Genomic DNA, 25399 nt, shown 5'->3' on the forward strand with positions numbered 1-25399 from the left:
GCAAGAGGCTGACTCAGCGAATCACATACGAGGCGAGAAAAAACAGCATCGTAGGGGTAATCAGTTGGCTAACGGGATTTCCTGCGAGTCACGACAATTGCGCCGGCCATTGCGAAAATTAAAATCAATCCGCCCCATGTGACGAAAAATAGATTCGCGATCTCCGGGTCCGTGTCGAAGAGGCTTCCCTTGCCATGCAGAACGAATGCCCCGTACACGTAGAGCGCTCCCCAGCAGAACATTGTCGCGAGCGCTCCACCGACAAGTGCGCCTGCTACCACAGTCACGAGTTTCATTTGACGGGAAAAAACAAGATGGTTTTCGAATTTCGGAAATCCGACCAGATGCCCGGTAGGACTATATTCCATGAGATCCGCACGCCTGATCCGAAGCCAGTGAGTTTGCTCCCGTTCCAGAGGTCGACGTGACCGCCGCTCAAGTTGTCCGGTGAGTCGCCATCCTGAAGCCAATAGCCGTCGAAGAATATGATTCCGGTCCGACCGGATATCCTACTCGCCCAATTCTGACCCGTGATGTTCTCCGGAGCCAGTACTCCCGCGATCGGCCGCAGCTTCAACCACTCCGCGAACTCGTATGCGCGAGTCGCGGTCGGTTTGCCGTCGATCAGAAGGCGGCCCAGCGCCGGTTTGCCGGGCATCGGCCGAACCCGCTTCTGCGAAAACGACTTCATTGCGATGCCGACCTTGTGCAGCGTCACGCTTATCCGGATCGCACACTGGTTCTTGTACTGTCCGTTCGGATCATCGTACGGGTTGCCGTGAGCGTAGTTCTTCCACAGCTCGGAAAACGTCACCGACTTCAGCTCGACTTCCTTGTACGAGTTTTGCACGGCGGTTGTCCTGACGACTGTTTTTCCGTTCGGCATTAAGCGTCTCCGTCCGATCTCGCGAGCGCTTCGTCGCCCCAATAGACCGTGTACTCGTCGCTGTCGGTCGTATGGATGCGCGGCAGGCACGCGGTGCTGTCGAGCCTGCCTGAATGAATGCGCCCGTCCGATGTTTCGATGATGTAGGGATAGTCTGGCGACGCGCCGTTTCCGACGGCGCGGACGCATTCGTCGTAGGCACCTGCGGCTAAGCTCGTGACGTTGCCTGCCCGGTTCAGTCCGGAAGTAACGACGCCTGCCGCTTCCGCCTGGTCGTCGCACCATGAATTGCCGGCGAGCAGCGCGACGATGCGCGGTGGTGTCGAGCATCGACATTGAACGATGTCGCCGTCGGCCGCCGTCTCGCCCATGAATTCGATGCGCTTGGGGCCGCCCATCTTGGCGATCCGGCCGGTGCTTTCACACGCTTCGCAGAACGCGAGGCCGCCGATCAGCGCAACCTGATGGCCAGCGTCGCCAAACGTGAATGGCGGCCCTGCGTAGGCGAGAATGTGTCCGCCGGTTTCCAGCGCGTCACCGACAACGGCGATACGGCGCATCATGATTTCGCTCCTCGATCCAGGTCACCGATATCAGCCGGTGATGCCGGGGCCGCATGACGAGTTCACGCGTGTCATGCGAATCACGAGCACGGTGCTCGTTTCGGCAAGCGAAAGAATTCCATCGCCCCAGGGTGAGGTCGATTGGACAAGTATGAAATTTGAAAGTGAATTGCGCGTCGCGCGAGCCATCCGGGTGCGCTTGCCTACCGCCGCCGATGCTCGACCGCGAACTTGATCAGCTCGGCCTGCCCTTCGATCTCCAGCTTGCGTTTCAGGTTGAGCCGGTGCGTCTCGACCGTGCGCACCGACAGCCCCGTCTGTTGCGCGATCTGCTTGCTCGACAGCCCTTCGGCCAGCGCGTCGAGGATGTCGCGCTCGCGCGGCGTCAGCCGGTCCAGCGGCGACGCCGTCGCGCTGGCCTGGATCATCCGCGCGGCCAGCCCTTCGCTGAAGAACGTCTGCCCGGCCAGCACCACGCCGATCGCACGCACGATCTCGCTCGCGGGCGAATCCTTCAGCAGATAGCCGCTCGCGCCGGCGCGCACCGCCTGCGTCACGTACTCGATGTTGTCGTGCATCGACAGCATCAGCACGCGAATACCCGGAAAACGCTCGTGGAACACGCCCGCGAGCGTGATGCCGTTCATCCCGTTCATGCCGACGTCCATCAGCGCGAGATCGGGTTCGAGCGAGGCGGCCAGCGCGAGCGCCTCGTCCGCGTTGCCGGCCTCGCCGACCACCGACAGGTCGGCCGCTTCGAGCCGCATCCGCAAGCCATCGCGCACGAGCGGGTGATCGTCGACGAGCAGTAGTCGGGCGGCGTGCCGGGCGGTATCGGGGGCGCTCATGGGCAAGGTCTCCGGGTAGGGTGTGCGTGCTCAGGCGGCCGCGCGCCGCAGCGGCACGCGCGCGGCCACGACGGTATGGCCGACCTGCGACGTGATCGTCAGCGTGCCGTCGAGCGCGTCGAGGCGCTCGCGCATGTTGCGCAGGCCGATGCCGCGGCGCGCGTCGGCCTGCGAGCGTTCGGCGTCGAAGCCGCAGCCGTTGTCGGCGATGGTCAGCGTGACGGATTGTGCGCCGACGTCGAGCGTGACGGCCGCGCGCGACGCCCGCGCATGATGCACGATGTTGCTCAGCGCTTCCTGCGCGATCCGGAACAGCGCGGTGTTGACGGCTTCGGGCAGCGGCTGCGTGCCGCCGTGCGCGACCTGCGTGTAGCCGATGTCGATGCCGCTTTCCGCGCCCAGCTCGCGCACGAGTTGCTCGAGCGCGGCCGCGAGGCCGAGATCGTCGAGCATCGACGGGCGCAGCGCGTGCGAGATGCGTCGGACTTCGCGCAGCGTGTCGCCGAGCCGCCCGACGCCCGACGCGAGCGCCTGCTCGGCTTCGGGCACGCGCGACGTGCCGCGCTCGAAGCGCGCCAGCGCGGATTCGAGCATCAGCTTCGCGGACACCATCATCTGGCTGATCCCGTCGTGCAGTTCGCGCGACAGCCGCGCACGCTCCTGCTCCTGCGATTCGACGACGCGTTGCGCGAGCAGCTTGAGCTTCGCGTCGGCGCTGCGCGACTCGCTGACGTTCAGTACCAGCGCGCACACGGCGATCGCCGCCGCGCCGGTGAGCGCGATCGCGGTGAGCCAGCTCATCGTGCGCTCGATGTTCGCGGACGCGCGCGCATCGATGCGCTGCAGCGCGGTGTCGACGTCGTCGAGATAGATGCCGGTGCCGACCATCCAGCCCCAGCGCTCGAGCGCGACGACGTAGCCGAGCTTCGGCGCGACGCGGCCCGTCGACGGCCGCTGCCATGCATAGCGCACGTAGCCGCCGCCCTGCGACGCCGCGCCGATCAGCTTCTGGATGGTCAGCGCGCCCTGCGGGTCGCGCATCGACCAGAAGTTGTGACCGACGCGCTCGGGCTCGCGCGGATGCATCAGCGAATTGCCGTGCAGGTCGTAGACGAAGAAATAGCCGTCGGGGCCGAAATCCATCTTCTGCAGCATCGCGAGCGCCTGCGTGCGCAGCAGCGCGTCGTCGCGCGCATTGTGGCCGCTCGCGTCGTAGAGCGGCATGATCGCGCTCGTCGCGAGTTCGACGTAGTGCTTCAGCTCGACTTCCTTGCTCGACAGGTACGCGGCCTGGATCGTCGCGTGCTGCGTGCGCGCGAGCGTCGTCGCCTGCTGGCGCACGCCGAAGCCGATGCCGGCAATCGCGAGCAGGAACGGCACGATGGCCAGAAGGAAGATCTTTGCCTTGAGTCTCATGGTGGTGCGAAGCGGCCGGCCCACGCGGCCGGCCAGGCGCGCAGGCCGGGCGCATCGGCCGCGCGGCCGCGCGGTGGCATATCGAGCCGGTATTGTCGGCGATTTTGCAGGCGGGCGGCGGCCGCCGCCCCGCCGCTGCCCGTGCGTTCAGGCCCGCCGCGATTCGCGAGTGTCGGGCGACGTGGCCGCCTGCACGGCGATGCGGTTGCGCCCGCCTTCCTTCGCCCGATACAGCGCATCGTCGGCCCGCTTCAGCGCGGCCTGGATGTTGTCGTCGTGTTCGGGGTAGCTGGTCGTCACGCCGATGCTCACCGTCAGGCGGCCGACCGTGCCCGCGTCGTGCCGGATGCCGAGATCGAGGATGCCCGTGCGGATGGTTTCGGCGATCGTCACCGCGCCGTCCGTGTCGATATCCGGCAGCACGACGACGAATTCCTCGCCGCCGTAGCGCGCCGCATAGTCGGCCGGGCGGCGCAGGCAGCCGGCGATGCAGTGGCCGACCGCGGCGAGTGCGTCGTCGCCGGCCTGGTGGCCCTGCGTGTCGTTGTAGCGCTTGAAGTCGTCGACGTCGATGAACAGCAGCGACAGCGCATGTTGCGAGCGCGCGGCGCGGCGCCATTCGCGCGCGAGCGTGACGTCGAGCATCCGGCGGTTGTCGAGGCCCGTCAGGCCGTCGGTGCGCGCGAGCGCCTGCAGCTCGGTTTCCGCGCGATGGCGTTTGCGCAACTGCACGTCGAGCAGCAGCGACAGGCCGACGAAGCCGATCGCGAGCGCGACCATCGCGGAGCCGATCGGGATCGCACGGTCGTACCACGCGGCGTAGGTGTCCGCTTCCGAGCGCGCGACCATGACGATGAGCGGCAGGTGCTCGAGGTGCCGGAACACGTACAGGCGCCGCACGCCGTCGATCGTTGCGGTATCGGCGAAGCTGCCTTCGTTGGCGGTCATGAAGTGCCGGAACGTGCTCGCGCGGCTGATGTCGCGGCCGACGATCTTGGGGTCGTACGGCTCGCGCGCGACCATCCTGCCATCCGTGTTGATCAGGGCGACCGAGCCGCGATCGCCGAGCGACAGCCGCGAGAACAGGTTCTGAAAATATTCGAGCCGGATCGACATCACCGCGACGCCGCCGAACGATCCGTCGGGCCGCGTGATTCGCCGGCTGAGCGCGATGCTCGGCGAGCCGCCGCGCAGCCGCGAGTGATACGGGGGGCTGACGTACAGGCCGACGTCGGGACGGTCGCGGTGCACGGTGAAGTACGGTTCGTTGGCGAAGTTGGCCTTGCGCGGCACGTCGCTCATGCCGTCGACCGCGATGTCGCCTTTCGCGTCGAGCACGTAGATGCCGCCGAGGTACTTGGCGGTCGTCGCGCGATCGAACAGCACCTGGCGGCGCAGCGCCATCGGCAGCCGGGTCACCGCCGGGTCGTTCGCGCCTTCGACGACCGCCTGCAGCGACAGCGAATAGATCTCGATGTTGCGTTCGATGTCCCACGACGCCATCAGCGCGAGGTTCTGCTGCATGCTGCGCGAGCGGTCGCGCGCGTCGATCCGGCCTTCGTACAGCACGATCCCGCACAGCAGCAGCAGGATCAGCGCGATCAGCAGCCCCGTATAGAAGATCAGGTGCGGCAGCAGGGACCGGCGCAGATGAGCGGCGACACGGCTCGTCACGCCGGATTCGCTGGGCATTGCGTAGTCGGTTTCTGCCATGGTCCGTGGATCGGGGGCATCGTCGCCGGGCGGCGGGCCGATGCGATTGTTCGTATGACTACCGGTGGCGATCCGGTGCGCGCCCTTCCCGTGCCAGCCTTCCGTTCAGCGGAGAAACCGGGCACCGATTATCGACAATCGCGGCCCGAGAAACCGATAAACCGGGTATTCACAGGTAACGTCTGCTGCAATTCGACCATCTGACGAATCGCGACGCGAATTGAACGGAGTATAACGCGCGTGTTTGTGTGCGCGGAAAATGTTGCAACCTGTTGATCGGGATCAAATTTTCGCGTAATCCCGGGCTTGCAAATATCGGCGAAGCGTTGTCGCGCAAGGCTGTGCGGCAGTGCGGAAAAGGCCGTGCGGCGCACGTCCGCGGGCGCACCGGGATTAACGTCGGGTGAGCACCGCATGCGAAAGCGCGCGATATCTACCGATTATCGGTTTCAACGGCACGGTGCACGCAAATAGGAAAACGGGCAGCCGCGCGGGCTGCCCGTTTCGCAAGGTCGGCGTACGACCGGCGCCCGGCATGCGGGCGAGCCCGCGTGCGCAGGTTCAGGCGCCGTGCTGTTGCGCCTTGAACGCGAGCCGGAACCGATGCAGCAGCGGCTCGGTATAGCCGCTCGGTTGCGACGTGCCTTGCAGCGCGAGCGCGCATGCGGCCTTGAACGCGGTCGACTGGTCGTAGCCGGGCGCCATCGGGCGATAGTTCGGATCGCCCGCGTTCTGCTGGTCGACGACGCGGGCCATGCGCTTGAACACGTCGAGCACGAACGCCTCGGTGATCACGCCGTGGCGCAGCCAGTTCGCGATGTGCTGGCTCGAAATGCGCAGCGTCGCGCGGTCTTCCATCAGGCCGACGTCGTGGATGTCCGGCACCTTCGAGCAGCCGACGCCCTGTTCGACCCAGCGCACGACGTAGCCGAGGATGCCCTGCGCGTTGTTCTCGACCTCGCTCAGGATCTCGGCCTCGCTCCACGCGGCGCGCTCGACGACCGGGACCGTCAGCAGCCCTTCGAGCAGCGCGTCGCGCTCGCTCGCGTACGGCGTCTTCTCGAGTTCCTGCTGGACGGCCTGCACGTCGACGAGGTGGTAGTGCAGCGCGTGCAGCGTCGCGGCGGTCGGCGACGGCACCCACGCGGTGTTCGCGCCGGCGCGCGGATGCGCGATCTTCTGCTCGAGCATCGCATGCATCAGGTCCGGCATCGCCCACATGCCCTTGCCGATCTGTGCGCGGCCGCGCAGGCCGGCCGACAGGCCCGCAAGCACGTTGTTGCGCTCGTACGACTGGATCCACGCGGACGATTTCATGTCGCCCTTGCGGATCATCGGGCCCGCTTCCATCGCGGTGTGCATCTCGTCGCCGGTGCGGTCGAGGAAGCCGGTGTTGATGAACGCGACGCGCGCGGCCGCTGCCGCGATGCACGCGGCGAGGTTCACGCTGGTGCGGCGCTCCTCGTCCATGATGCCCATCTTCAGCGTGTTGCGCGGCAGGGTGTACAGATCCTCGATGCGCGCGAACAGCGTGTCGGCGAACGCGACTTCGGCCGGGCCGTGCATCTTCGGCTTCACGATGTAGATCGAGCCCGTGCGCGAGTTGCGCTTGGCCTTCAGGTCGTGCAGCGCGCACAACGTCGTGACGACGCCGTCGAGAATGCCTTCCGGAATCTCGTTGCCGTCGCGATCGAGCACCGCGCCGTTGGTCATCAGGTGGCCGACGTTGCGCACGAACAGCAGCGAGCGGCCGTGCAGCGACAGCGTGCCGCCGGCCGGCGTCGTGTACTCGCGATCGGCGTTCAGGCGGCGCGTAAACGTCTTGCCGCCTTTCGCGACTGCCTCGACGAGCGTGCCCTGCATCAGGCCGAGCCAGTTGCGGTAGAGCTGGACCTTGTCGTCGGCGTCGACCGCCGCGACCGAATCCTCGCAGTCGATGATCGTGCTGACCGCGGCTTCGAGCACGACGTCCTTCACGTTCGCGAGATCGGCGCGGCCGATCGGCGCCGATGCGTCGATCTGGATCTCGACGTGCAGGCCGTTGTGCTTCAGCAGGATCGCGGACGGCGCGTCGGCCGCGCCCTGGTAGCCGACGAACTGCGCCGGCTGCGCGAGCGCGACGTTGCCCTTCGCGGTTTCGACCGCGAGCTGGCCGTCCTGCACGCGGTAGCGCAGCGCGTCGCGGTGCGAGCCGCTCGCGAGCGGCGCCGCGTTGTCGAGCACGTTGCGCGCATAGTCGATCACGCGCTGGCCGCGCGTCGGGTTGTAGGCCGCGGTGCGTTCGGCTCCGCCGTCTTCCGGCAGCGCGTCGGTGCCGTACAGCGCGTCGTACAGGCTGCCCCAGCGCGCGTTCGCGGCGTTCAGCGCATAGCGCGCGTTCGACAGCGGCACGACGAGCTGCGGGCCCGCCTGCGTGGCGATCTCGCTGTCGACGTTCGCGGTGGCGGCCGCGACGTTCGACGGGACCGGCACGAGGTAGCCGATCTGTTCGAGGAACGCGCGATACGCGGCGTGGTCGCGTACCGGGCCCGGGTGCGCGCGATGCCACGCGTCGAGTTCCTGCTGCAGGCGGTCGCGTTCGGCGAGCAGCTCGCGGTTGCGCGGCGCGAGGTCGTGCACCAGGGCCGAGAAACCGCTCCAGAACGCGGCCTTGTCGATGCCGGTGCCCGGCAGCGCTTCGTTTTCAATGAACTGGCTCAGCGCTGGCGCGACTTGCAGTCCTGCTTGGTCGATCATCGTGATTCCTCCCGGGGAATTGAAAAACGCGCGCGCGTTGGCTGGCTATGCCACGACGCTTTGTGTACCGGCGCGGGCGATCTGCGCGTCCTGTTCGGACTTTACGCCAGACACACCGATCGCGCCTGCAATCCGGCCGTCGACCGTGACCGGCACGCCGCCTTCGAGCAACCCCGTCAGCGGCGCGCTCAGGAACGCGGTGCGGCCACCGTTGATCATATCCTCATACGCCTTCGTCTCGCGACGGCCGAGCGCCGCCGCGCGCGCCTTGTCCTGCGCGATGGTGCTGCTGGCCGGCGATGCGCCGTCCAGCCGCGCGAACGCGAGCAGGTGGCCGCCATCGTCGACGACGGCGATCGACACGGCCCAGCCGTGGCGTTCCGCCTCCGCGCGGGCCGCGGCGAGCATGCGCTCGGCATCGGCCAGTTCGAGTTCGGGTTTCGTTTGCATGGCGTTCCTCCGGAATAGGCGGTCAGTCGACCAGCCGGTTGTCGACGAGCTCGATCCAGTGGCGCACGCGCGTGCGGCCCGCGCCGTTCAGGTGAGTCTGGCAGCCGACGTTGGCGGTGACAATCAGGTCCGGCTGCGCGGCTTCGAGCGCATCGAGCTTGTTGTCGCGTAATGTCGTCGCGAGTGCGGGCTGCGTCAGCGAATAGGTGCCGGCCGAGCCGCAGCACAGATGGCCGTCGGCGACATTCGTCAGATCGAAGCCGAGCCGCGTCAGGATGCTTTCCACCGCGCCGCCGAGGCGCTGTGCGTGCTGCAGCGTGCACGGGCAGTGAACCGCGACGCGCCGTGGCGTCGCGTCGGCGAGCGCGTCGAGCGGCTCCGCCGCGATCACTTCGGCCAGATCGCGCGCGAGTGCGCCGACGCGCCGTGCCTTCTCCGCATAGACGGGGTCGGAGCGCAGCAGGTCGCCGTATTCCTTCACGAACGCGCCGCAGCCGCTCGCGGTCAGCACGATCGCTTCCGCGCCGGCCTCGATCGCCGGCCACCACGCGTCGATGTTGCGGCGTGCGCGTTGAAGGCCCGCGTCCTGCGCGTTCAGGTGATATTCGGTCGCCCCGCAGCAGCCGGCTTCGCGCGCCGGCGTCACGCTGATGCCGAGCCGGTCGAGCACGCGCGCGGCGGCCGCATTGGTGTTCGGCGACAGCGATGGCTGCACGCAGCCCTCGAGCATCAGCACGCGCCGCGCATGACGCACGGCCGGGCGCGGCGCGGCCGCGGGCACGGCGGCCGGGATCTTGTCCTGCAGCGTGCCGGGCAGCAGCGGGCGCAGCGCGCGGCCGGCCTTCAGCAGCGCGGCGAACGTCGCCGGGCGCGGCACCACGTGACGCAACCCCGCACGCAGCAGGCGCTCGCGCGTGGGCCGCCGCGCGCGCTTCTCGGCTTCCGCGCGGCCGATGTCGAGCAGCGTGTGATAGCGCACGCCGGACGGGCAGGTCGTTTCGCAGTTGCGGCACGTCAGGCAACGGTCGAGATGTTGTTGCGTGCGTTCGCCGCACGGCTCGCCTTCGAGCAGCTGCTTGATCAGGTAGATGCGGCCGCGCGGCCCGTCGAGCTCGTTGCCGAGCACCTGGTAGGTCGGGCAGGTCGCATTGCAGAAGCCGCAGTGCACGCAGGCGCGCAGGATCGCTTCCGCTTCGTCGGCCCGGGCGAGGGCCTTGCTTGCTTCGCTGAGGTTGGTTTGCATCGGCGGGTCGAAGTCGGGTTCGCGTCAGAAGTCGGCGTAGAGCCGGCCGGGATTGAAAATCGTGTGCGGGTCGAGCTGCGCCTTGAGTTGCCGGTGCACGCGCAGCAGCGCGGGCGGCAGCGGCTGGAACGGCTCCGCTGTCGTGCCCGGCGTGTAGCAGGTCGCGTGGCCGCCGCACTGCGCGGCGAAGCGCTGCACGTCGGCCGGCGCGGCGTCGGTCTTCAGCCAGCGCTGCGCGCCGCCCCAGTCGACGAGCTGCGCGCCCGCGAGCGCGTCGAGCGGCGCGGCGGCCGGCACCGATACGCGCCACAGCGGCCGCGGATCGTCGAAGAACGGCAGCGACAGGTCGCGCAGATGTGCCCAGAACGCGTCGTCGCGGTCGTCCATCCGGTCGCCGCCGATCGTGTCGCGCGCGGCCTTCACCGAGCCGTCGCCGCCTTCGAGCCGCACGCGCAGCACGCCGTCCGCGTGGCACGCGCCCGCGAGCGGCAGCCCCGCGCGACGCCACGCGGCGACGCGTTGCACGGCTTCGCTCGCCGTGAGCGTCAACGCGAGATCGCCGGTCGCGCGCGGCTTCGGCAGCACCTTCAGCGAGACCTCGGTCACGACGCCGAGGCAGCCGAAACTGCCGGCGAGCAGCCGCGACACGTCGTAGCCCGCGACGTTCTTCATCACCTCGCCGCCGAAGCGCAGATGCTTCGCGTGGCCGGTGATCACGCGGCAGCCGAGCACGAAGTCGCGCACCGCGCCGGCCCACGGGCGGCGCGGGCCCGACAGCGCCGCCGCGAACATGCCGCCGACCGTCGCCGCGCCGCCGAACGACGGCGGCTCGCATGGCAGCATCTGGCCGGCCGCGTCGAGCATCGCATCGAGATCGGCGAGCGGCGTGCCCGCGCGCGCGGTGATCACGAGTTCGGTCGGGTCGTACGACACGACGCCGCGATGCGTGCGCACGTCGAGCGTGCGGCCTTCGACCGGCCGGCCGACGAACGCCTTCGTGCCGGCGCCGCGGATGTGCAGCGGCTGGCGAGCGTGGATCGCCGCGTCGACCTGCGCGACGAGCGCCGCGCTGTCGTCGATGGACTCGATGGATTCGATGTCGCGTCGCATCAGAAGCGCTCCAGTTCGGGAAACGGCAGCTTGCCGTGATGGACGTGCATCGCGCCGAATTCGGCGCAGCGGTGCAGCGTCGGGATGTTCTTGCCGGGATTGAGCAGGCGCTGCGGATCGAACGCGGCCTTCACCGCGTGGAAGAACGTGATTTCATCGGCGTTGAACTGCACGCACATCTGGTTGATCTTTTCGCGCCCGACGCCGTGTTCGCCGGTAATGCTGCCGCCCACGGCGACGCACAGCGCGAGGATCTTGCCGCCGAGCGCTTCCGCGCGGTCGAGCTCGCCCTGCCGGTTCGCATCGAACAGGATCAGCGGATGCAGGTTGCCGTCGCCCGCGTGGAACACGTTCGCGACCGGCAGCCCGTATTCGGCGGACAGCGCGGCGATCCCTTCGAGCACGCGCGGCAGCTCGCGGCGCGGGATCGTGCCGTCCATGCAGTAGTAGTCGGGCGACATCCGGCCGACCGCCGGGAACGCGTTCTTGCGGCCGGCCCAGAAGCGCTGGCGTTCGGTTTCGTCGCGCGCGACGCGAATCTCGCTTGCGCCCGCGTCGCGCAGCAGCGCGGCGACGCGTTCGGCATCTTCTTCGACATCGCTGGCCGCGCCGTCGAGCTCGCACAGCAGGATCGCCTGCGCGTCGACCGGATAGCCGGCGTGGATGAAATCCTCGGCCGCGCGGATCGCGAGGTTGTCCATCATCTCGAGGCCGCCTGGGATCACGCCCGCGCCGATGATCCGCGCGACCGCGGCGCCGGCCTCGGCGACGTCGTCGAAGCTCGCCATCAGCACCTTCACGCTCGGCGGCAACGGCAGCAGCTTCACGGTCACTTCGGTGACGATCCCGAGCATCCCCTCGGAGCCGGTGAACAGCGCGAGCAGGTCGAAGCCAGGTGCGTCGAGCGCGTCGGCGCCGAGCGTGAGCGTGTCGCCGTCGATCGTCAGGATCTCGACCTTCAGGATGTTGTGTACCGTGAGCCCGTATTTCAGGCAATGCACGCCGCCCGCATTCTCGGCGACGTTGCCGCCGATCGAGCACGCCATCTGTGACGACGGGTCGGGCGCGTAGTAAAGGCCGTGCGGCGCGGCAGCCTGCGAAATCGCGAGGTTGCGCACGCCGGGCTGCACGCGCGCAATGCCGGCATCGGGGTCGATGTCGAGCATCCGGTTGAACTTCGCCATCACCAGCAGGATGCCTTTTTCGAGCGGCATCGCGCCGCCCGACAGCCCCGTGCCGGCGCCGCGCGCGACGACCGGCACGCGGTGCGCGGCCGCGACGCGCAGCACCGCGCGCACCTGGTCGACCGTATCGGGCAGCACGACCGCGAGCGGCACCGTGCGGTACGCGGCGAGGCCATCGCATTCGAACGGCTTCAACGCCTCGCGTTCATGCAGCACGTCGAGGCCGGGCGCCGCCGCGCGCAGCGCGGCGGCGAGCGTGGCGCGGTCGACGGTCGCCAACGGGCCGTCGATCCGTTCGTCGTAGATGAAACTCATCGTGTGTCTCCGTCTCCACCAGGCAGTTGGCCGCGCGATGCGCGACACGCCGGATGGACGGCATTCTTGGCGGGACGCGCGGGCCTGTCCAGCCGTCTTGACAGTGGTCGTACCAGTTTTTGGAAAGGCATCGATCCTGGTTTCCTGAATGATCGATAAAACCCAATCGAGACAAGGCTTTGTGCGAAAATCGACGGCATCCGTCAAAAGTGGTCATACCAGTATGGAAATGCAGGATCGGGAGCGGCCGGCGCGGCGCGTGGCCGACGTCGTCGCCGAGCGGATCGAGCAGTTGATCGTCGACGGCGTGCTGAAGGCCGGGCAGGCGTTGCCGTCGGAGCGGCGGCTGACCGAGAAGCTCGGCGTATCGCGCACGGCCGTGCGCGAAGGCATAAAGCTGCTGCACGCGCGCGGGATCATCGACACGGCGCACGGCAAGGGTTCGTTCGTCGCGAGCCTGACCCCGCAGCGCGCGATCACGCCGATGATGCATCTGCTCGGCTCGCAGCCGCGCACGCTGTACGACCTGTTCGAGGTGCGCGGGATGCTCGAGGCCGAGGCCGCCCGGCTCGCGGCGCTGCGCGGTACGCCGGCCGATTTCATCCTGATCCGGCGCCGCTACGAGGAAATGACGGCGGCCGACGCGCAGGATCTCGATCCCGCTGCGCGTGCGAAGCTCGACCACGCGTTTCATCTGGCGATCTGCGAGGCATCGCACAACCCGGTGCTCGTCAACACGCTGCAGTCGCTGACCGACCTGCTGCTCAGCTCGGTGTTCGCGTCGGTGAACAACCTCTATCACCGCGAACCGCTGAAGAAGCAGATCGACCGCCAGCATGCGCGGCTCTACAACGCGGTCACCGGCCGGCTGCCCGACCAGGCACGCAAGGCCGCGAGCGAACATATCCGTCAGTGCGTCGACTATCTGCGCGAGATCGAGCAGGAGGAACAGCGGCTCGTGCGTTCGACGTTGCGGCTCGAAGGGTGGACATGAGCGGGCGGGCCTGGCCGATGCGGTAACCGCTAGAATTGCGGTTTTAGCCCGGAACACGTCCATGTCTTTTGCCTCGCTTGGCCTGATCGAGCCGTTGCTGCGTAATCTGCAGGGCCTCAATTACCAGACACCCACGCCGGTGCAGGCCAAGGCGATTCCCGTCGTGCTCGGCGGCAAGGACGTCATGGCCGCCGCACAGACCGGCACCGGCAAGACGGCCGGCTTTGCGCTGCCGCTGTTGCAACGGCTCGTCCAACACGGCCCGGCGGTGTCCAGCAACCGTGCGCGCGTGCTGGTGCTGGTGCCCACGCGCGAACTGGCCGAGCAAGTGCTGCAAAGCTTCGTCGAGTACGGGAAGGGGCTCGATCTGCGCTTTCTGGCCGCGTACGGCGGGGTGAGCATCAATCCTCAGATGATGAAGCTGCGCAAGGGTGTCGACGTGCTCGTCGCGACGCCCGGCCGCTTGCTCGACCTCAATCGGCAGAACGCCGTGCAGTTCGATCAGGTCCAGACGCTGGTGCTCGATGAAGCCGACCGCATGCTCGATCTCGGCTTCGCGCGCGAACTCGACGCGGTGTTTGCCGCGTTGCCCGCCAAGCGCCAGACGCTGCTGTTCTCCGCGACGTTCTCCGACGAAATCCGCACGCTGGCGGCCGGCATTCTGCGCAGCCCGGTCGACATCAGCGTCAGCCCGCCCAACGCCACGGCCAGCAAGATCAAGCAGTGGGTCGTACCGGTCGACAAGCGGAACAAGCCCGACCTCTTCATGCATCTGGTGGCCCAGAACAAGTGGGAGCACGCGCTGGTGTTCGTCAAGACCCGCAATGGTGTCGACTATCTGGCGGTGATGCTGGAGAAAGCCGGCTATGCGGTCGATACGATCCACGGCGACAAGCCGCAACCCGCACGTTTGCGCGCGCTGGAGCGCTTCAAGACGGGTGAGGTGCAGATGCTGGTCGCCACCGATGTGGCGGCGCGCGGGCTCGATATCGACGATCTGCCGCTGGTGATCAACGTCGATCTGCCGATCGTCGCGCAAGACTACGTGCACCGTATCGGCCGGACCGGCCGCGCGGGCGCCAGCGGCGTCGCGGTGTCGCTCGTGTGCGCGGATGAAGCGCCACAACTGGCCGCGATCGAAGCGCTGATCCGGCAGACGCTGCGCCGGGAGGAAGAGCCCGGTTTCGAAGCCGAACACCGCGTGCCGGAAACCAGCGCGACGGGCCAGATCATCAAGAAACCCAAAAAGCCGAAGAAACCGAAGGTGCCGCAAGCTGGGCCGGTGGCCAAGCAGACGCCGGGCAAGAAGCCGCATACGCAAGGTGGCGAAGGCAAGCGCAAGCCTGGGGTGCAGCACGCGGCGGCCAATGGTGCCGGTCAAGGCCCGGACTACACCATCGGCAGCCCGTTCAGCGTGCACAAGCCGCGCAGCAAACCGGCCGGCAAACCGGCGCCGGGGAAGGCTGCCGGTAAATCTGCTGGTGGTCGCGGCAAACCTGGCAGACCGTCCAGGTAGCCTGAATCCTTCCCTTTCAAAGTGCCCGATACGATCGAACCGTCCGATGCAGTGAACGCATAGGGGTGGTTCGGAACAGCGCTGCCGGTTTTCTCGTGAGCGACCTGAAACCGCGCGCGATAGCGGCTTCGCCGCGTGACCCATGATGTGCGATGACTGAAGTGAGAGATGGAATGACGACGACATTCGACGAGGCGACAACGGCGGCGATCGCCGCGTTTGCCCAACTGGATTTCTACACGGCTGTGCAAGCGATGCGCGCCGAGGCCGATTACGACCACGAACGAGACCAGTGGATCTCGCGCTATATCGACGAGCAGGGCGGCGGCGTGGACGATGCGGAATACGACGCACTGCACGCGCGGGCACAGGCCACGCCGGAATACGCGGCGTTCATCGATGGGGTGCGGCGGGAAATTATGGCGTACTTCGGCGTGACCGACGAGCAACTGGACTGGATGATCGTGCTGCGCGACGACGACAGCGATGAACTGTGGGCGGAGGTCAACCGGCAGCGGAGCGCGTTGGGAACCGGGGAAGTGCGCGGGGATCTTTGACCGGGCGCGTCGTTCGTCGGTACGTTGGTGCGCGATTTGAAGGTCGGCTTCGCACCACGTATCGGACGCTAGCCTATCGATCAATCTTCTCGCGCCAGTCGTAGCAAGATATCGGCGAGGGCCCGAATTTTCGGTTGTGCCGCCCGTTGGGGCGGATAGACGAGGAAGTAGGAAAGGCCGTCTTCAACCACTTCCTCAAACGGGGTCACCAGCGATCCGGCACGGAGTCGGTCTCTCGCCATTCGCGGGTCGCCGATTGCAATGCCGTGTCCTTCCATCGACGCCGCGAGCGTCAATTCGAGGGTATCGAATACGAGCCCGCGTCCCGCATCCGTCTGGCGTGCCCCCACGTGATCGAGCCAGCATCTCCACTCTGCGTGGCTGGGCCCGGGATGGAGCAAATCGACCTGCGCAAGGTCGGCAACGGATCGCAGCGATGTCGCCAACGCGGGCGCGCACATCGGCGTGAGCCGCTCGGAAAAGAGCGGTACTGCTTCCATACCGGTCCACTGTCCCGTGCCGCGCACGACGATGGCGTCGACGTCGGACGTCGTGAAATCCGGCGTGTCGTCCGCGGAGGTCGAAATACGCAGCTCCGTGCCGCTCATCGCGCGATGAATGTCCGGCAGCCGCGGGAGCAACCAGCGAACGGCGAACGTGGACGGCAACTTCAACGTGAGCACCGAGGTCGCCCGTGCATGGGAATCCGCATGCTGAACCAGTTGCGTGAGCACGTTGACCGCGACCGTCAGCAGTGCATTGCCTTCCGGCGTCAACGTCAGCCCCGAGACATGGCGCACGAAGAGTGCGCATCGATAATGCGTTTCCAACTGCTGTATCTGGCGGCTCACCGCGCCTTGCGTGCGGCATAGATGATCCGCGGCCTTGCTGACGCTGCCCAGTTGCGCCGCGGCGACGAACGACTGAATTGCCGCCAGCGGCGGGAGCGGCCGCGTCAGGTCGGCCAGCGGATATGCATGCGCCGCATACCCGGGATGCAAATTTTTCGATTGTTCGGTCATCGGTGCGTCGCTATCGTGCGTCTACCGGATGCCCTGTTCTGGCGAATGAACGGGTTGTCGACGAACGATCGGAGGATAATTTTGGGCTCAACGTCGGAATCACTCTACACGGAACAGGTTCGCGCTTACCTGCGGGAACTGGAGCGCGGCGATGTCGGCGCCATCTGCGCGCTATTCACGCCGGACGCGCGGATTTTCTCGCCATTTCTCGGCTGGATGCACCCCGGGCCCTTCTTTTCGAAGGTCGCCGCCGTATCCGGAGAAAGCAAGATTACACCGATCGATATCTGCGTCAGCACGACCGGCGCTCGACGTGCGACAGGTTACTTCATCTACGACTGGGCGCTGAACGACGGTTCGGTGGCGCACTTCGAGTGCGTCGACGTGTTCGAGTTCGACACTGCGGGGCTCATCGAACGGATGATCATCGTCTACGACACCCATCCGATTCGCAGTACGGTCGGCGACAAGTACGCGTAGTCGAATCGGTGTCGCTCGATGCCGAAGGCTGGCGTGTGCGGACGGCAGTTCCGCACGACGCCAAACTTCCGCGGACGCTGTCTCCCAGGTTTTGTCAGCAGGTCGAAATATGTCTCGACGACCGATGTCGATCGAAGTCGTACCCATCTGCGAGGCGCGTCGAAATCCCGGCAAGCTACGCGTCTGTGTCGCGGTGCGCTCTGTCGAAATTCTGCCTCGCTTCCCGGAAGCGGTCCGCATTCTCGACGATCCAGGTCCACAGCGGAACCATCCTGACGAGCAGGTCCATGCCCGTGTCGGACAACTCGTATTCGACTCTAGGCGGTACTTCTTCGAAATCGTGACGGAGCACCAGGCCGTCACGCTCGAGCTGCCGTAACGTGCGCGTCAACATGCGCTGAGTCACCCCGTGCATGCGCCTGCCGATTTCCGCATGGCGCAGTCTGCCGTACACGCCGAGCGTGTGGACGACACCGAGCGACCAACGGCTTCCGGCATGGGCGAGCACCTCCCGCCGCAACCCGTCATCATCGTCTCGCAGGCCGTCACACACGGTCTGCGAATATCGGAGAAGTTCGTCTCGATCCAACTATCCGGCTCCCAGTATCACGCGTGTACCTTCTTTCATACATGTCCGTGCATCGCTAGACTGCGTGCAACACATTCCTCAGCAGGCTGGACGATGAACCCAACAGACCCTCACGCGACTTCTCGGAACATCCTCGTGCTCGGTGCCGGCGAACTCGGCCTCCCGGTACTCCGCAATCTTGCACGTAGAGCGAAGGACGTCGCCGGCGCGAAGGTCAGCGTGCTGCTGCGCGCGAGTGCCCTCGAGTCCAGCGCACCCGCCAAGCGGCATGATATCGCGGAGATTCGCGCGCTTGGAATCGAGATCGTCGTAGGCGATTTCGTGAAGCATTCCATCGATGAACTCGCCGCCCTGTTCGCGCGATATGACACGGTAATCGGTTGCGCGGGCATTACAGCCGGCATCGACACGCCGATGAAGTTGGCGCGGGCTGCGTTGCAGGCGCGCATCCCGAGGTACTTCCCCTGGCAGTTCGGCGTCGATTTCGACGTGATCGGTCGCGGTAGTCCGCAGGACATCTTCGACGCCCAGCTGGACGTGCGCGAATTGCTGCGTAGTCAGCACGAGACCGAGTGGGTCGTCATCTCGACCGGCATGTTCACGAGCTATCTATTCGAGCCGGACTTCGGCGTAGTCGACCTGAAAAACGACGCAGTCCACGCGCTGGGTAGCCTCGACACCGCCGTGACGCTGACGACGCCCGACGATATCGGCGCGCTGACTGCCGCGATCGTGTTCGCCGAACCCCGTATCCGGAACGAGATCGTGTATCTGGCCGGCGACACCGTGACTTACGGGGAGGTCGCCGACAAGCTGGAAGCGGGCCTCGGCCGTCCCTTCAGCCGTTCGGTATGGAGTGAGCAGTATTTGCTCGACGAGCTGGCGCGCGATCCGAACAACATGATGCGCAAGTACCGTGCGGCATTTGCTCAAGGGCGGGGCGTCGCATGGGACAAGAGCGGGACGTTCAATCAACGCCACGCCATCCCGGTCACCGACGTGGCGTCGTGGATCCATGCCAACCTCGCTTCGGGTCGCGGCGAGTAATCGCAAGCCCGACCATCCGGATAAACGGCATCGACGACAGGCGATCGTCGACAGCGTTGAAGCCGGGATGGCGGATCAGGCTCACCAACCGACATCCGCCCAACCCGCAAGGCATGAAAAAAGCCCGCCGAAGCGGGCAACCTCACGATGCGGAGGGGGAGATGCGAAAACGCAACCGGCGCGCGTTCAGCCTTTCGTCGCGCCGAACGTGAGCCCCGCGACGAAATGCTTCTGCATCGCGAAGAACATCGCGACCGACGGCAGCGCGGCGAGGATCGACCCGGCCGATACCAGATTCCATGACGTCGTCCATTGCCCCTTCAACGCCGCGACACCCGCCGTGATCGGCGCGGCCTCGTCGCCTTGCGTGAGGCACAGCGCCCAGAAGTAATCGTTCCACACGAACGTGAACACGAGAATCGCGAGCGCGGCCAGCGCCGGCCGGATCAGCGGCAGCACGATGCGCCAGAACACCGTCCATTCGCCCGCGCCTTCGATGCGCGCCGCCTCGATCAGTTCGAACGGCAGCTGCTTGATGAAGTTGCGCAGGAACAGCGTGCAGAACCCCGTCTGAAACGCGACGTGAAACAGGATCAGCGCTTCGACGGTATTGAACACGCCGAGGCGCAGCGACAGGTCGCGTACCGGAATCATCAGCACCTGCACCGGCACGAAGTTGCCGGCGACGAACGTGCCGAACAGCGCGGTATTGCCGCGAAACCGGTAGGTCGCGAGCGCGAAGCCGGCCATCGCCGCGAGCGCGATCGAGCCGACGACCGACGGCACCGTGATCTGCACGCTGTTCCAGAAGTAGTGCAGCATCGGCGACGTGGTCAGCGCGTCGCGATAGTTCTCGATCATCGAGAAATGCCGCGGCCAGCCCCAGTAATGGCCTTCGACGAGTTCCTCGGTCGAGCGCACCGACGTGACGAACACGGCGATCATCGGCAGCAGCCAGATCACGAGCGCGACGGGCAGCGACAGCTTGTACAGCCGGCGCGATACCGGCTTCCAGTGGGCAACGGGTGTCGGAAACATGATGAATGAACTCCCGAAAGGTCACTGTTCGTTGCGCAGCATGCGGCGCAACTGGAACGCGATGTAGACGAGCATGATCGCGAACAGCACGACCGCGATCGACGCGGAATAGCCGAGCCGGTAGTACTTGATCGCCTGGTCGTACATGTAATACGCGAGCACGGTCGAGCTCTCGAACGGGCCGCCGCCCGTCATCACCGAGATCAGGTCGAAGCTGCGCAGCGCGCCGATCACGGTGACGACGATCGCCATGAACGTGGTCGGCCGCAGCTGCGGCAGCACGACGTGCCACAGCAGCGCGAAGCCGCGCGCGCCTTCCATCCGTGCGGCTTCGATCTGTTCCGGGTTGACCGACGTGAGGCCGGTCAGGTACAGGATCATGCAGTACGCCGTTTGCGGCCACAGCGCGGCCAACACGATGCCGAAGGTCGCGTAGCGCGCGTCGCCGAGCACCGGGATGCCGTGCCCGGCGATGAGCGCGAGCAGCCCGAAGGTCGGATCGTAGAACCACGAGAAGATCAGCCCGACGACCACGCCCGACAGCACGAACGGTGCGAAGAACAGCGACTTCACGAGCCGGATGCCGCCGACCGCCTGGTTCAGGTAGAGCGCGAGCGCGAGGCCGAGCGGCGGCGCGAGCATGAACAGCACGAGCCAGATCACGTTGTTGCGCAGCGCCGTGTAGAACGTCGGCGCATGCAGCAACTCCGCGTAGTTCGCGAGGCCGACGAAGGTGCGCTCGGTCATCCCGTCCCAGTTGTACAGGCTCAGCCATAGCGTCGACAGGATCGGCCAGATCACATAGACGGCCACCATCGCGCAGGCCGGCGCGAGAAAGAGCCACGCGGCGCGCCGTTGCCGCCGCACGGCGGGCGACGGGCGGCGCGCGGGCAATGCGTCGGCGGATGAGCCGCGCGACGGCGGCGCGGCGCCGGCGGGCGGGGGGGACGCGATCGGACTGGACACGGCAAGCCTCCTGAAACGGACACGGCGGCGCGCCGCCGCCGGTTGGGTCACGCGGTCACTTCTTGTAGATCCGCTTGCGGGTCTGTTCGAGTTGCGCGAGCACCGTGTCGAGCTGCGCGGGATTCGCGACGAACTGCTGCATGCCCTTCATCCCCTCGTCGGCCATTTCCTTCGTCATGTCGCGGTCGTAGAACTGCGCGACGCCGCCCTTCGTGTCGGCGAGGATCCGGAAGCCGATCCGCGAGATCGGATCGGCCGGCTCCGGCGACTTGCTGTTGGCCGACAGCGAACCGAGCCCTTCGGCGAGTTTCGCGCCGATCTCGGGCGTTTCGACGAATGCGAGGAACGTGTGCGCGTCGGCCTTGTTCTTCGCCTTGGTCGGGATGTGCAGCGATTCGACCGGGCCGTCCTCGGCGGTCGGCACCTTCGGGTCGATGACGGGGAAGCGGTAGTAGCCCATTTCCGGCTTCACGTTCGGCGGAAAGCCGGCCGCGATGAAGGTGCCCATCAGCATCATCGCGGCCTTGCCCTGGAACAGGAACGGCTGCGCGCCGTCGAGATCGTAGGACAGCGCGTTGTCGATGAAGTAGCCCGAGTCGATCAGCGATTTCCACGTCGTGTAGACCTTCTTCACGCGCGGGTCGGTGTACGCCACGTCGCCGGCCATCAGCTGCTGGTGAAACGCGTTGCCGTTCAGGCGCAGGTCGAGATAGTCGAACCAGCCGGCGAGCGTCCACGCGTCGCGGCCGCCGATCGCGATCGGCGTGATGCCGGCCGCCTTCAGCTTCTTGCACGCATCGAGAAACTGGTCCCAGGTCTTCGGTTCGTCGGCGATGCCGACCTTGCGGAACAGGTCCTTGCGGTAGAAGAGGCCCCACGAGTAGTAGACGGTCGGCGCCGCGTACTGCTTGCCGTTATACGACGACGCGCTGCGCGTCGACGCGTACATCGCGTCCCAGCCGTTCTTCGTCCAGTCGCCGCTCAGGTCCTCGAACAGTCCGCGCTTCGCGTAGTACGCCATCCGCTCGCCCGCGTGCCAGTTCACGACGTCCGGCGCGACGGTCGTGAGCCACGCGGGGAGCTGCACCTTGTACGCTTCCTCGTCGACGAAGGTCGGCTTCACGTCGATGTCGGGATGGGCCTTGTGGAACGCTTCGATCGTCGACTGCCACACGGCGCGCTGGCTCGCGCCCTTGAACGCGATGTTGATGGTCAGCGTGCCGGCATCGGCGGGCGTCGTCGCGCCGAACGACGCGAACGCGATGGCGGCGGCGCTCGCCAGGCGGGCAGCGACGCGAAGGGGGCGATGGGTCATGAGTGTCTCCAGTCCTGTGTGTCGTTGTTTGTGCGTGACCCGGCGCGTGGCGGCGCCGGGGGCGGTTGCTACGAACGGCTTCGATACACGGCCACGCCTTGCGGCTCGACCTGCGCGGCGCCGACCACGAACGCGGACGGCGGTACGCCGTCGATCGCATGCGGCGTGTCGCGATAGTTGAATACGTAGGTCAGGCCGCCGCGCCGGCTCACGCGCACGGTGTCGCCGAGCGGCGTCGGGGCCAGGCCCGCAACGGCTGCGACATCGGCGAACAGCCGCGCGGTGGTCGCGTCGTCGAACAGCGCGGCCCAGTAGTGCAGCGTGCCGTGCGACACGCAGGCCGGATGGCCGTCGGCGAAGCGTGCGTGCACGACGCAGCGGGCGCCGTCGTCGTTCAATTCGACGAGGTCGCGCCAGTGACGCGCTTCGCCCGCGAGCGGCGAGCCGTCGCGCAGCGTGCCGTCGATCCGTTCGGTCAGGTTCGGCCGCAGCGATTCGACGCGCCACACGCGTACCGGCAGGATCGATGCGAGCGGGCCGGGCGGCAGCGCCGGCGGAATCTGCAGGTCGGCCGTCTTCGAGCCGGTGCGCGGGCCGAACACCGCGTGCGCACCCGATGCGGCGAGCCGCGACGCGAAATCGTCCGGCACGACCGGCAGCGGCGGCACGACGACGAGCCGGTAGCCGTCGAGCGGCGCATGCGCGGACACGATGTCGACGTCGAGGCCGAGCGAGCGCAGCGCCGAGTAGTACTCGAACGCGAAACGCGGGTAGTGGAAATCGGCGCCCTGCGGCTGCACTTCGAACAGCCATTTCGCTTCGTAGTCGAACACCAGCGCGACCGGCGCGCGCACCGGGCCGGTTGCGTCGGCATCCGCGCCGGCGTCGAGCACGGCGGCGATTTCCTGCGCGACGCGCTGCGCTTCGCGGCCGCCTTCGTCGAGCCGGTTGTCGGGGGTGTTCAGGCCCGCGTGCATCTGCTCCTGCGCGAACGGCGCCTGCCGCCAGCGGAAGTACGATACGCAGCCGGCGCCGTGCGCGAACGCTTCCCAGCTCCACAGCCGCACCATGCCCGGCAGCGGCGCGGGGTTCCAGTGCGCCCAGTTCACCGGGCCCGGCTGCTGCTCCATCACCCAGAACGGCAGCTTCGACATGCCGCGATAGAGATCGTGATTGAACGACGCGAAATCGGGATGGCCGGTACGCAGCCAGCGCGCCTTCACGTCGGGCGCGAACCACAGCTCCTCGAGCGCGCCGAGCGGATAGCTGTCCCACGTCGCGACGTCGAGGTCGCGCGCGACTTCGTAGTGATCGAACTCGGTGAACAGCTGCATGAAGTTGTGCGCGACGACGCGGCCCGGCGAGTGCGCGCGGATCACGTCGACCTGCATCCGGTGATAGCGCGCGAGCTCGTCGGACGCGAAGCGCCGGTAGTCGAGGCGATGCGACGGATGGGCTTCGGTCACGGTGCCCACCGGCGCGTCGACTTCGTCGAAATGGCGATACTCCATGCTCCAGAACACGGTGCCCCACGCGCGGTTCAGCGCGCCGATCGTGCCGTAGCGCGCTTTCAGCCATTCGCGAAAGCGCACGAGCGCGGCCGGCGAGTAGCTGACGACGGTCTGGTGGCAACCCAGCTCGTTGTCGGTCTGCCAGTAGCGCACGGCCGGGTGGCGGCCGTAGCGTTCGGCGACCGCCGTGCAGATCTGGCGCGACGCTTCGAGATAGGTCGGCGACGAGAAGTCGTAGTGGCGGCGCGAGCCGAACGCGCGCGGCCGGCCGTCGGCGCCGATCGCGAGGATATCGGGATGGCGGTCGACCAGCCATTTCGGCGGCGTCGCGGTCGGCGTGCACATCACGATCTCGAGGCCGGCCGCGCCGAGCACGTCGACCGCGCGGTCGAGCCAGCCCCAGTCGTATTCGCCCGGCGACGGCTCGATGCGGCTCCATGCGAATTCGGCGATCCGCACCTGCTCGATGCCGAGCGCTTTCATCCGGCGGGCGTCGTCGGCCCACATCGATTCCGGCCAGTGTTCGGGGTAGTAACAGACTCCGAGGCGCATGCCCGATCCTTATGCGTAGTGGTGGACGGGAAGGTCGGCGCACGCGGGCACCGCGCGGCCGTCTTCGGTGAACAGGTGGCAGGCCGCGGCCGGCGCGTGCACGTGCACGCGTTCGCCGGTGCGCACCTGCGCGTCGCCGGGCACTTTCGCGATCAGTGGCGTCGCGTTCGGCTGGCCGGCCGGATCGAGGTGCACGTAGGTCTGCTCGCCCAGGCGTTCGACGAGCGCGACGTCGCGCGCGAGCGTCGTCGCGTCGGGCGCGGCGCCGAGCGTCAGGTGTTCGGGGCGGATGCCGAGCGTCACGGCGGCGCCGGCGGAGAGCGCCGAGCCGTCGCGCGGCAGCACGAAGGTTTCGCCGGACGGCACGAGCGTGACGGCCGTGCGACGCGCGTCGCATGCGGTCACGACGGCCGGCAGGAAGTTCATCCGCGGCGAGCCGATGAAGCCCGCGACGAAGCGGCTGGCCGGATGGTGGTAGAGGTCGAGCGGCGCGCCGACCTGCGCGATGCTGCCGTGCTGTGCGGTATCCGCGCCGGCGTGCAGCAGCACGATCTTGTCGGCGAGTGTCATCGCCTCGGTCTGGTCGTGCGTCACGTAGACGACGCTCGCGCGTTCGAACTGACGATGCAGCCGCGCGATCTCGATGCGGGTCTGGCCGCGCAACGCCGCGTCGAGGTTCGACAGCGGTTCGTCGAACAGGAACACGCCGGGCTCGCGCACGATCGCGCGGCCGATCGCGACGCGCTGCCGCTGGCCGCCGGACAGCGCCTTCGGCTTGCGCTCGAGCAGCGTGTCGAGCTGCAGGATGCGCGCGGCGTCGCGCACCTTCCGGTCGATCTCGGCCTTCGGCACGCGCGCGAGCTTCAGCCCGAACGCCATGTTCTCGTACACCGTCATGTGCGGAAACAGCGCGTAGCTCTGGAACACCATCGCGACGCCGCGCTGGGCGGCCGGCACGTCGTCGACGCGGCGGCCGTCGATCGACAACTCGCCGGCGCTCAGATCCTCGAGCCCGGCGATCATGCGCAGCAGCGTCGATTTCCCGCATCCGGACGGCCCGAGAAACACGCAGAACTCGTGCGCGCCGATCTCCAGATCGACGTCGCGAATGACCGGCGCGTGCTCGCCGTAGGCTTTCTGCACGCGTCGCATCGAGATGCTCGCCATTGTCTCCGCTCCATGTTTTAATGCGCCGTACGACTTGATTAAGCGCTTAATCACCGCGATCAAAAAAAGGGGCGATGCGATCGCGGCCGAGTCGCGCCCGTTGGCGGGCGGCAAGGTGTGCGGCGATAGTGCGCCGCTTCGGTGAGCGAAGCAAATACTGGATCGACGTCTCATATAGTGG

The 25399-nt window shown here is 67.0% G+C and carries 22 protein-coding genes; 5 read left to right on the plus strand and 17 right to left on the minus strand.

The window, feature by feature from the left end:
• Positions 1-292: 292 nt before the first annotated feature.
• From KR541_RS20220 to glcD, 10 genes are all read right to left on the minus strand, one after another.
• Positions 293-886 carry a type VI secretion system amidase effector protein Tae4 gene (locus tag KR541_RS20220; RefSeq protein ID WP_050013459.1) on the minus strand — a complete coding sequence of 198 codons (594 nt, stop codon included), beginning with the start codon at positions 884-886 and terminating at the stop codon, positions 293-295.
• Positions 886-1449, minus strand: a complete 564-nt coding sequence (locus KR541_RS20225) for a PAAR domain-containing protein (RefSeq protein WP_089489930.1) — start codon at positions 1447-1449, stop codon at positions 886-888. The genes KR541_RS20220 and KR541_RS20225 overlap by 1 nt, the downstream gene beginning before the upstream one ends.
• 203 nt (positions 1450-1652) lie before the next feature.
• The gene (locus KR541_RS20230; protein ID WP_050013457.1) at positions 1653-2297 is read right to left on the minus strand and encodes a response regulator; all 645 of its coding nucleotides are present in this window, start codon (positions 2295-2297) and stop codon (positions 1653-1655) included.
• Between the two features lie 30 nt (positions 2298-2327).
• A complete protein-coding gene (locus KR541_RS20235) occupies positions 2328-3713 on the minus strand; it encodes a cache domain-containing protein (protein ID WP_050013456.1) in 1386 nt (461 codons plus the stop codon).
• Positions 3714-3860: 147 nt separating this feature from the next.
• Positions 3861-5426 carry a sensor domain-containing diguanylate cyclase gene (locus KR541_RS20240; RefSeq protein ID WP_050013455.1) on the minus strand — a complete coding sequence of 522 codons (1566 nt, stop codon included), beginning with the start codon at positions 5424-5426 and terminating at the stop codon, positions 3861-3863.
• Positions 5427-5987: 561 nt separating this feature from the next.
• Positions 5988-8162 carry a malate synthase G gene (locus tag KR541_RS20245; RefSeq protein WP_216089751.1) on the minus strand — a complete coding sequence of 725 codons (2175 nt, stop codon included), beginning with the start codon at positions 8160-8162 and terminating at the stop codon, positions 5988-5990.
• Between the two features lie 45 nt (positions 8163-8207).
• Complete coding sequence (locus KR541_RS20250; RefSeq protein WP_050013453.1) at positions 8208-8612, minus strand: GlcG/HbpS family heme-binding protein; 405 nt, start codon at positions 8610-8612, stop codon at positions 8208-8210.
• Positions 8613-8634: 22 nt separating this feature from the next.
• Complete coding sequence (glcF, locus tag KR541_RS20255) at positions 8635-9855, minus strand: glycolate oxidase subunit GlcF (protein ID WP_216089752.1); 1221 nt, start codon at positions 9853-9855, stop codon at positions 8635-8637.
• A 24-nt stretch (positions 9856-9879) separates the two neighbouring features.
• Positions 9880-10965 carry a glycolate oxidase subunit GlcE gene (glcE, locus tag KR541_RS20260; RefSeq protein ID WP_050013451.1) on the minus strand — a complete coding sequence of 362 codons (1086 nt, stop codon included), beginning with the start codon at positions 10963-10965 and terminating at the stop codon, positions 9880-9882.
• Complete coding sequence (gene glcD / locus KR541_RS20265) at positions 10965-12464, minus strand: glycolate oxidase subunit GlcD (protein ID WP_124631374.1); 1500 nt, start codon at positions 12462-12464, stop codon at positions 10965-10967. Before glcD ends, glcE begins: the two co-directional genes overlap by 1 nt.
• A 223-nt stretch (positions 12465-12687) precedes the next feature.
• On the opposite strand from glcD, the gene glcC reads away from it, so the two are divergent.
• The 3 genes from glcC to KR541_RS20280 all read left to right on the plus strand — a co-directional run bounded on the left by glcC (position 12688) and on the right by KR541_RS20280 (position 15531).
• Positions 12688-13458 (plus strand): transcriptional regulator GlcC, encoded by a 771-nt coding sequence (gene glcC, locus KR541_RS20270; RefSeq protein ID WP_089489927.1) that lies wholly within the window; start codon positions 12688-12690, stop codon positions 13456-13458.
• Between the two features lie 61 nt (positions 13459-13519).
• Complete coding sequence (locus KR541_RS20275) at positions 13520-14974, plus strand: DEAD/DEAH box helicase (protein WP_050013448.1); 1455 nt, start codon at positions 13520-13522, stop codon at positions 14972-14974.
• A gap of 173 nt (positions 14975-15147) precedes the next feature.
• Positions 15148-15531, plus strand: a complete 384-nt coding sequence (locus KR541_RS20280) for a hypothetical protein (RefSeq protein ID WP_050013447.1) — start codon at positions 15148-15150, stop codon at positions 15529-15531.
• An 80-nt stretch (positions 15532-15611) separates the two neighbouring features.
• Here KR541_RS20280 and KR541_RS20285 read toward each other — a convergent pair whose 3' ends face one another.
• Positions 15612-16553 (minus strand): LysR substrate-binding domain-containing protein, encoded by a 942-nt coding sequence (locus KR541_RS20285; protein WP_213346138.1) that lies wholly within the window; start codon positions 16551-16553, stop codon positions 15612-15614.
• Positions 16554-16634: 81 nt separating this feature from the next.
• Between KR541_RS20285 and KR541_RS20290 the strand changes: the two genes are divergently transcribed.
• Positions 16635-17033, plus strand: coding sequence for a nuclear transport factor 2 family protein (locus tag KR541_RS20290; RefSeq protein ID WP_080334230.1), 399 nt, complete (start codon positions 16635-16637; stop codon positions 17031-17033).
• 175 nt (positions 17034-17208) lie between these two features.
• On the opposite strand, the gene KR541_RS20295 is transcribed toward KR541_RS20290, so the two are convergent.
• Positions 17209-17622: a winged helix-turn-helix transcriptional regulator gene (locus tag KR541_RS20295; RefSeq protein WP_050013445.1), complete on the minus strand. Its 414-nt coding sequence runs from the start codon at positions 17620-17622 to the stop codon at positions 17209-17211.
• A 93-nt stretch (positions 17623-17715) separates the two neighbouring features.
• On the opposite strand from KR541_RS20295, the gene KR541_RS20300 reads away from it, so the two are divergent.
• Positions 17716-18669 (plus strand): aromatic alcohol reductase, encoded by a 954-nt coding sequence (locus tag KR541_RS20300; protein WP_089489925.1) that lies wholly within the window; start codon positions 17716-17718, stop codon positions 18667-18669.
• Positions 18670-18855: 186 nt separating this feature from the next.
• Here KR541_RS20300 and KR541_RS20305 read toward each other — a convergent pair whose 3' ends face one another.
• The 5 genes from KR541_RS20305 to KR541_RS20325 all read right to left on the minus strand — a co-directional run bounded on the left by KR541_RS20305 (position 18856) and on the right by KR541_RS20325 (position 25218).
• The gene (locus KR541_RS20305; protein ID WP_050013443.1) at positions 18856-19707 is read right to left on the minus strand and encodes a carbohydrate ABC transporter permease; all 852 of its coding nucleotides are present in this window, start codon (positions 19705-19707) and stop codon (positions 18856-18858) included.
• A gap of 21 nt (positions 19708-19728) precedes the next feature.
• Complete coding sequence (locus KR541_RS20310; RefSeq protein ID WP_050013442.1) at positions 19729-20673, minus strand: carbohydrate ABC transporter permease; 945 nt, start codon at positions 20671-20673, stop codon at positions 19729-19731.
• Between the two features lie 55 nt (positions 20674-20728).
• On the minus strand, positions 20729-21988 hold the full coding sequence (locus KR541_RS20315; protein WP_050013441.1) for an ABC transporter substrate-binding protein: 1260 nt from the start codon (positions 21986-21988) through the stop codon (positions 20729-20731).
• Between the two features lie 68 nt (positions 21989-22056).
• Positions 22057-24051, minus strand: coding sequence for a beta-galactosidase (locus KR541_RS20320; protein WP_089489923.1), 1995 nt, complete (start codon positions 24049-24051; stop codon positions 22057-22059).
• Positions 24052-24060: 9 nt separating this feature from the next.
• Positions 24061-25218: an ABC transporter ATP-binding protein gene (locus KR541_RS20325; RefSeq protein WP_089489922.1), complete on the minus strand. Its 1158-nt coding sequence runs from the start codon at positions 25216-25218 to the stop codon at positions 24061-24063.
• Positions 25219-25399: the final 181 nt, after the last annotated feature.

Source organism: Burkholderia sola (assembly GCF_905400185.1).
Classification (GTDB): domain Bacteria; phylum Pseudomonadota; class Gammaproteobacteria; order Burkholderiales; family Burkholderiaceae; genus Burkholderia; species Burkholderia sola.

What these genes read in the sequence shown, in the direction of transcription:
- KR541_RS20240 (WP_050013455.1), bottom strand. Translation starts at nt 5,426, where the DNA reads ATGGCAGAAACCGACTACGCAATGCCCAGCGAATCCGGCGTGACGAGC.
- glcD (WP_124631374.1), bottom strand. Translation starts at nt 12,464, where the DNA reads ATGAGTTTCATCTACGACGAACGGATCGACGGCCCGTTGGCGACCGTC.
- KR541_RS20320 (WP_089489923.1), bottom strand. Translation starts at nt 24,051, where the DNA reads ATGCGCCTCGGAGTCTGTTACTACCCCGAACACTGGCCGGAATCGATG.
- KR541_RS20305 (WP_050013443.1), bottom strand. Translation starts at nt 19,707, where the DNA reads ATGTTTCCGACACCCGTTGCCCACTGGAAGCCGGTATCGCGCCGGCTG.
- glcC (WP_089489927.1), top strand. Translation starts at nt 12,688, where the DNA reads ATGGAAATGCAGGATCGGGAGCGGCCGGCGCGGCGCGTGGCCGACGTC.
- glcF (WP_216089752.1), bottom strand. Translation starts at nt 9,855, where the DNA reads ATGCAAACCAACCTCAGCGAAGCAAGCAAGGCCCTCGCCCGGGCCGAC.
- KR541_RS20275 (WP_050013448.1), top strand. Translation starts at nt 13,520, where the DNA reads ATGTCTTTTGCCTCGCTTGGCCTGATCGAGCCGTTGCTGCGTAATCTG.
- KR541_RS20225 (WP_089489930.1), bottom strand. Translation starts at nt 1,449, where the DNA reads ATGATGCGCCGTATCGCCGTTGTCGGTGACGCGCTGGAAACCGGCGGA.
- KR541_RS20315 (WP_050013441.1), bottom strand. Translation starts at nt 21,988, where the DNA reads ATGACCCATCGCCCCCTTCGCGTCGCTGCCCGCCTGGCGAGCGCCGCC.
- KR541_RS20220 (WP_050013459.1), bottom strand. Translation starts at nt 886, where the DNA reads ATGCCGAACGGAAAAACAGTCGTCAGGACAACCGCCGTGCAAAACTCG.
- KR541_RS20235 (WP_050013456.1), bottom strand. Translation starts at nt 3,713, where the DNA reads ATGAGACTCAAGGCAAAGATCTTCCTTCTGGCCATCGTGCCGTTCCTG.
- KR541_RS20230 (WP_050013457.1), bottom strand. Translation starts at nt 2,297, where the DNA reads ATGAGCGCCCCCGATACCGCCCGGCACGCCGCCCGACTACTGCTCGTC.
- KR541_RS20245 (WP_216089751.1), bottom strand. Translation starts at nt 8,162, where the DNA reads ATGATCGACCAAGCAGGACTGCAAGTCGCGCCAGCGCTGAGCCAGTTC.
- KR541_RS20285 (WP_213346138.1), bottom strand. Translation starts at nt 16,553, where the DNA reads ATGACCGAACAATCGAAAAATTTGCATCCCGGGTATGCGGCGCATGCA.
- glcE (WP_050013451.1), bottom strand. Translation starts at nt 10,965, where the DNA reads ATGCGACGCGACATCGAATCCATCGAGTCCATCGACGACAGCGCGGCG.
- KR541_RS20280 (WP_050013447.1), top strand. Translation starts at nt 15,148, where the DNA reads ATGACGACGACATTCGACGAGGCGACAACGGCGGCGATCGCCGCGTTT.
- KR541_RS20325 (WP_089489922.1), bottom strand. Translation starts at nt 25,218, where the DNA reads ATGGCGAGCATCTCGATGCGACGCGTGCAGAAAGCCTACGGCGAGCAC.
- KR541_RS20300 (WP_089489925.1), top strand. Translation starts at nt 17,716, where the DNA reads ATGAACCCAACAGACCCTCACGCGACTTCTCGGAACATCCTCGTGCTC.
- KR541_RS20250 (WP_050013453.1), bottom strand. Translation starts at nt 8,612, where the DNA reads ATGCAAACGAAACCCGAACTCGAACTGGCCGATGCCGAGCGCATGCTC.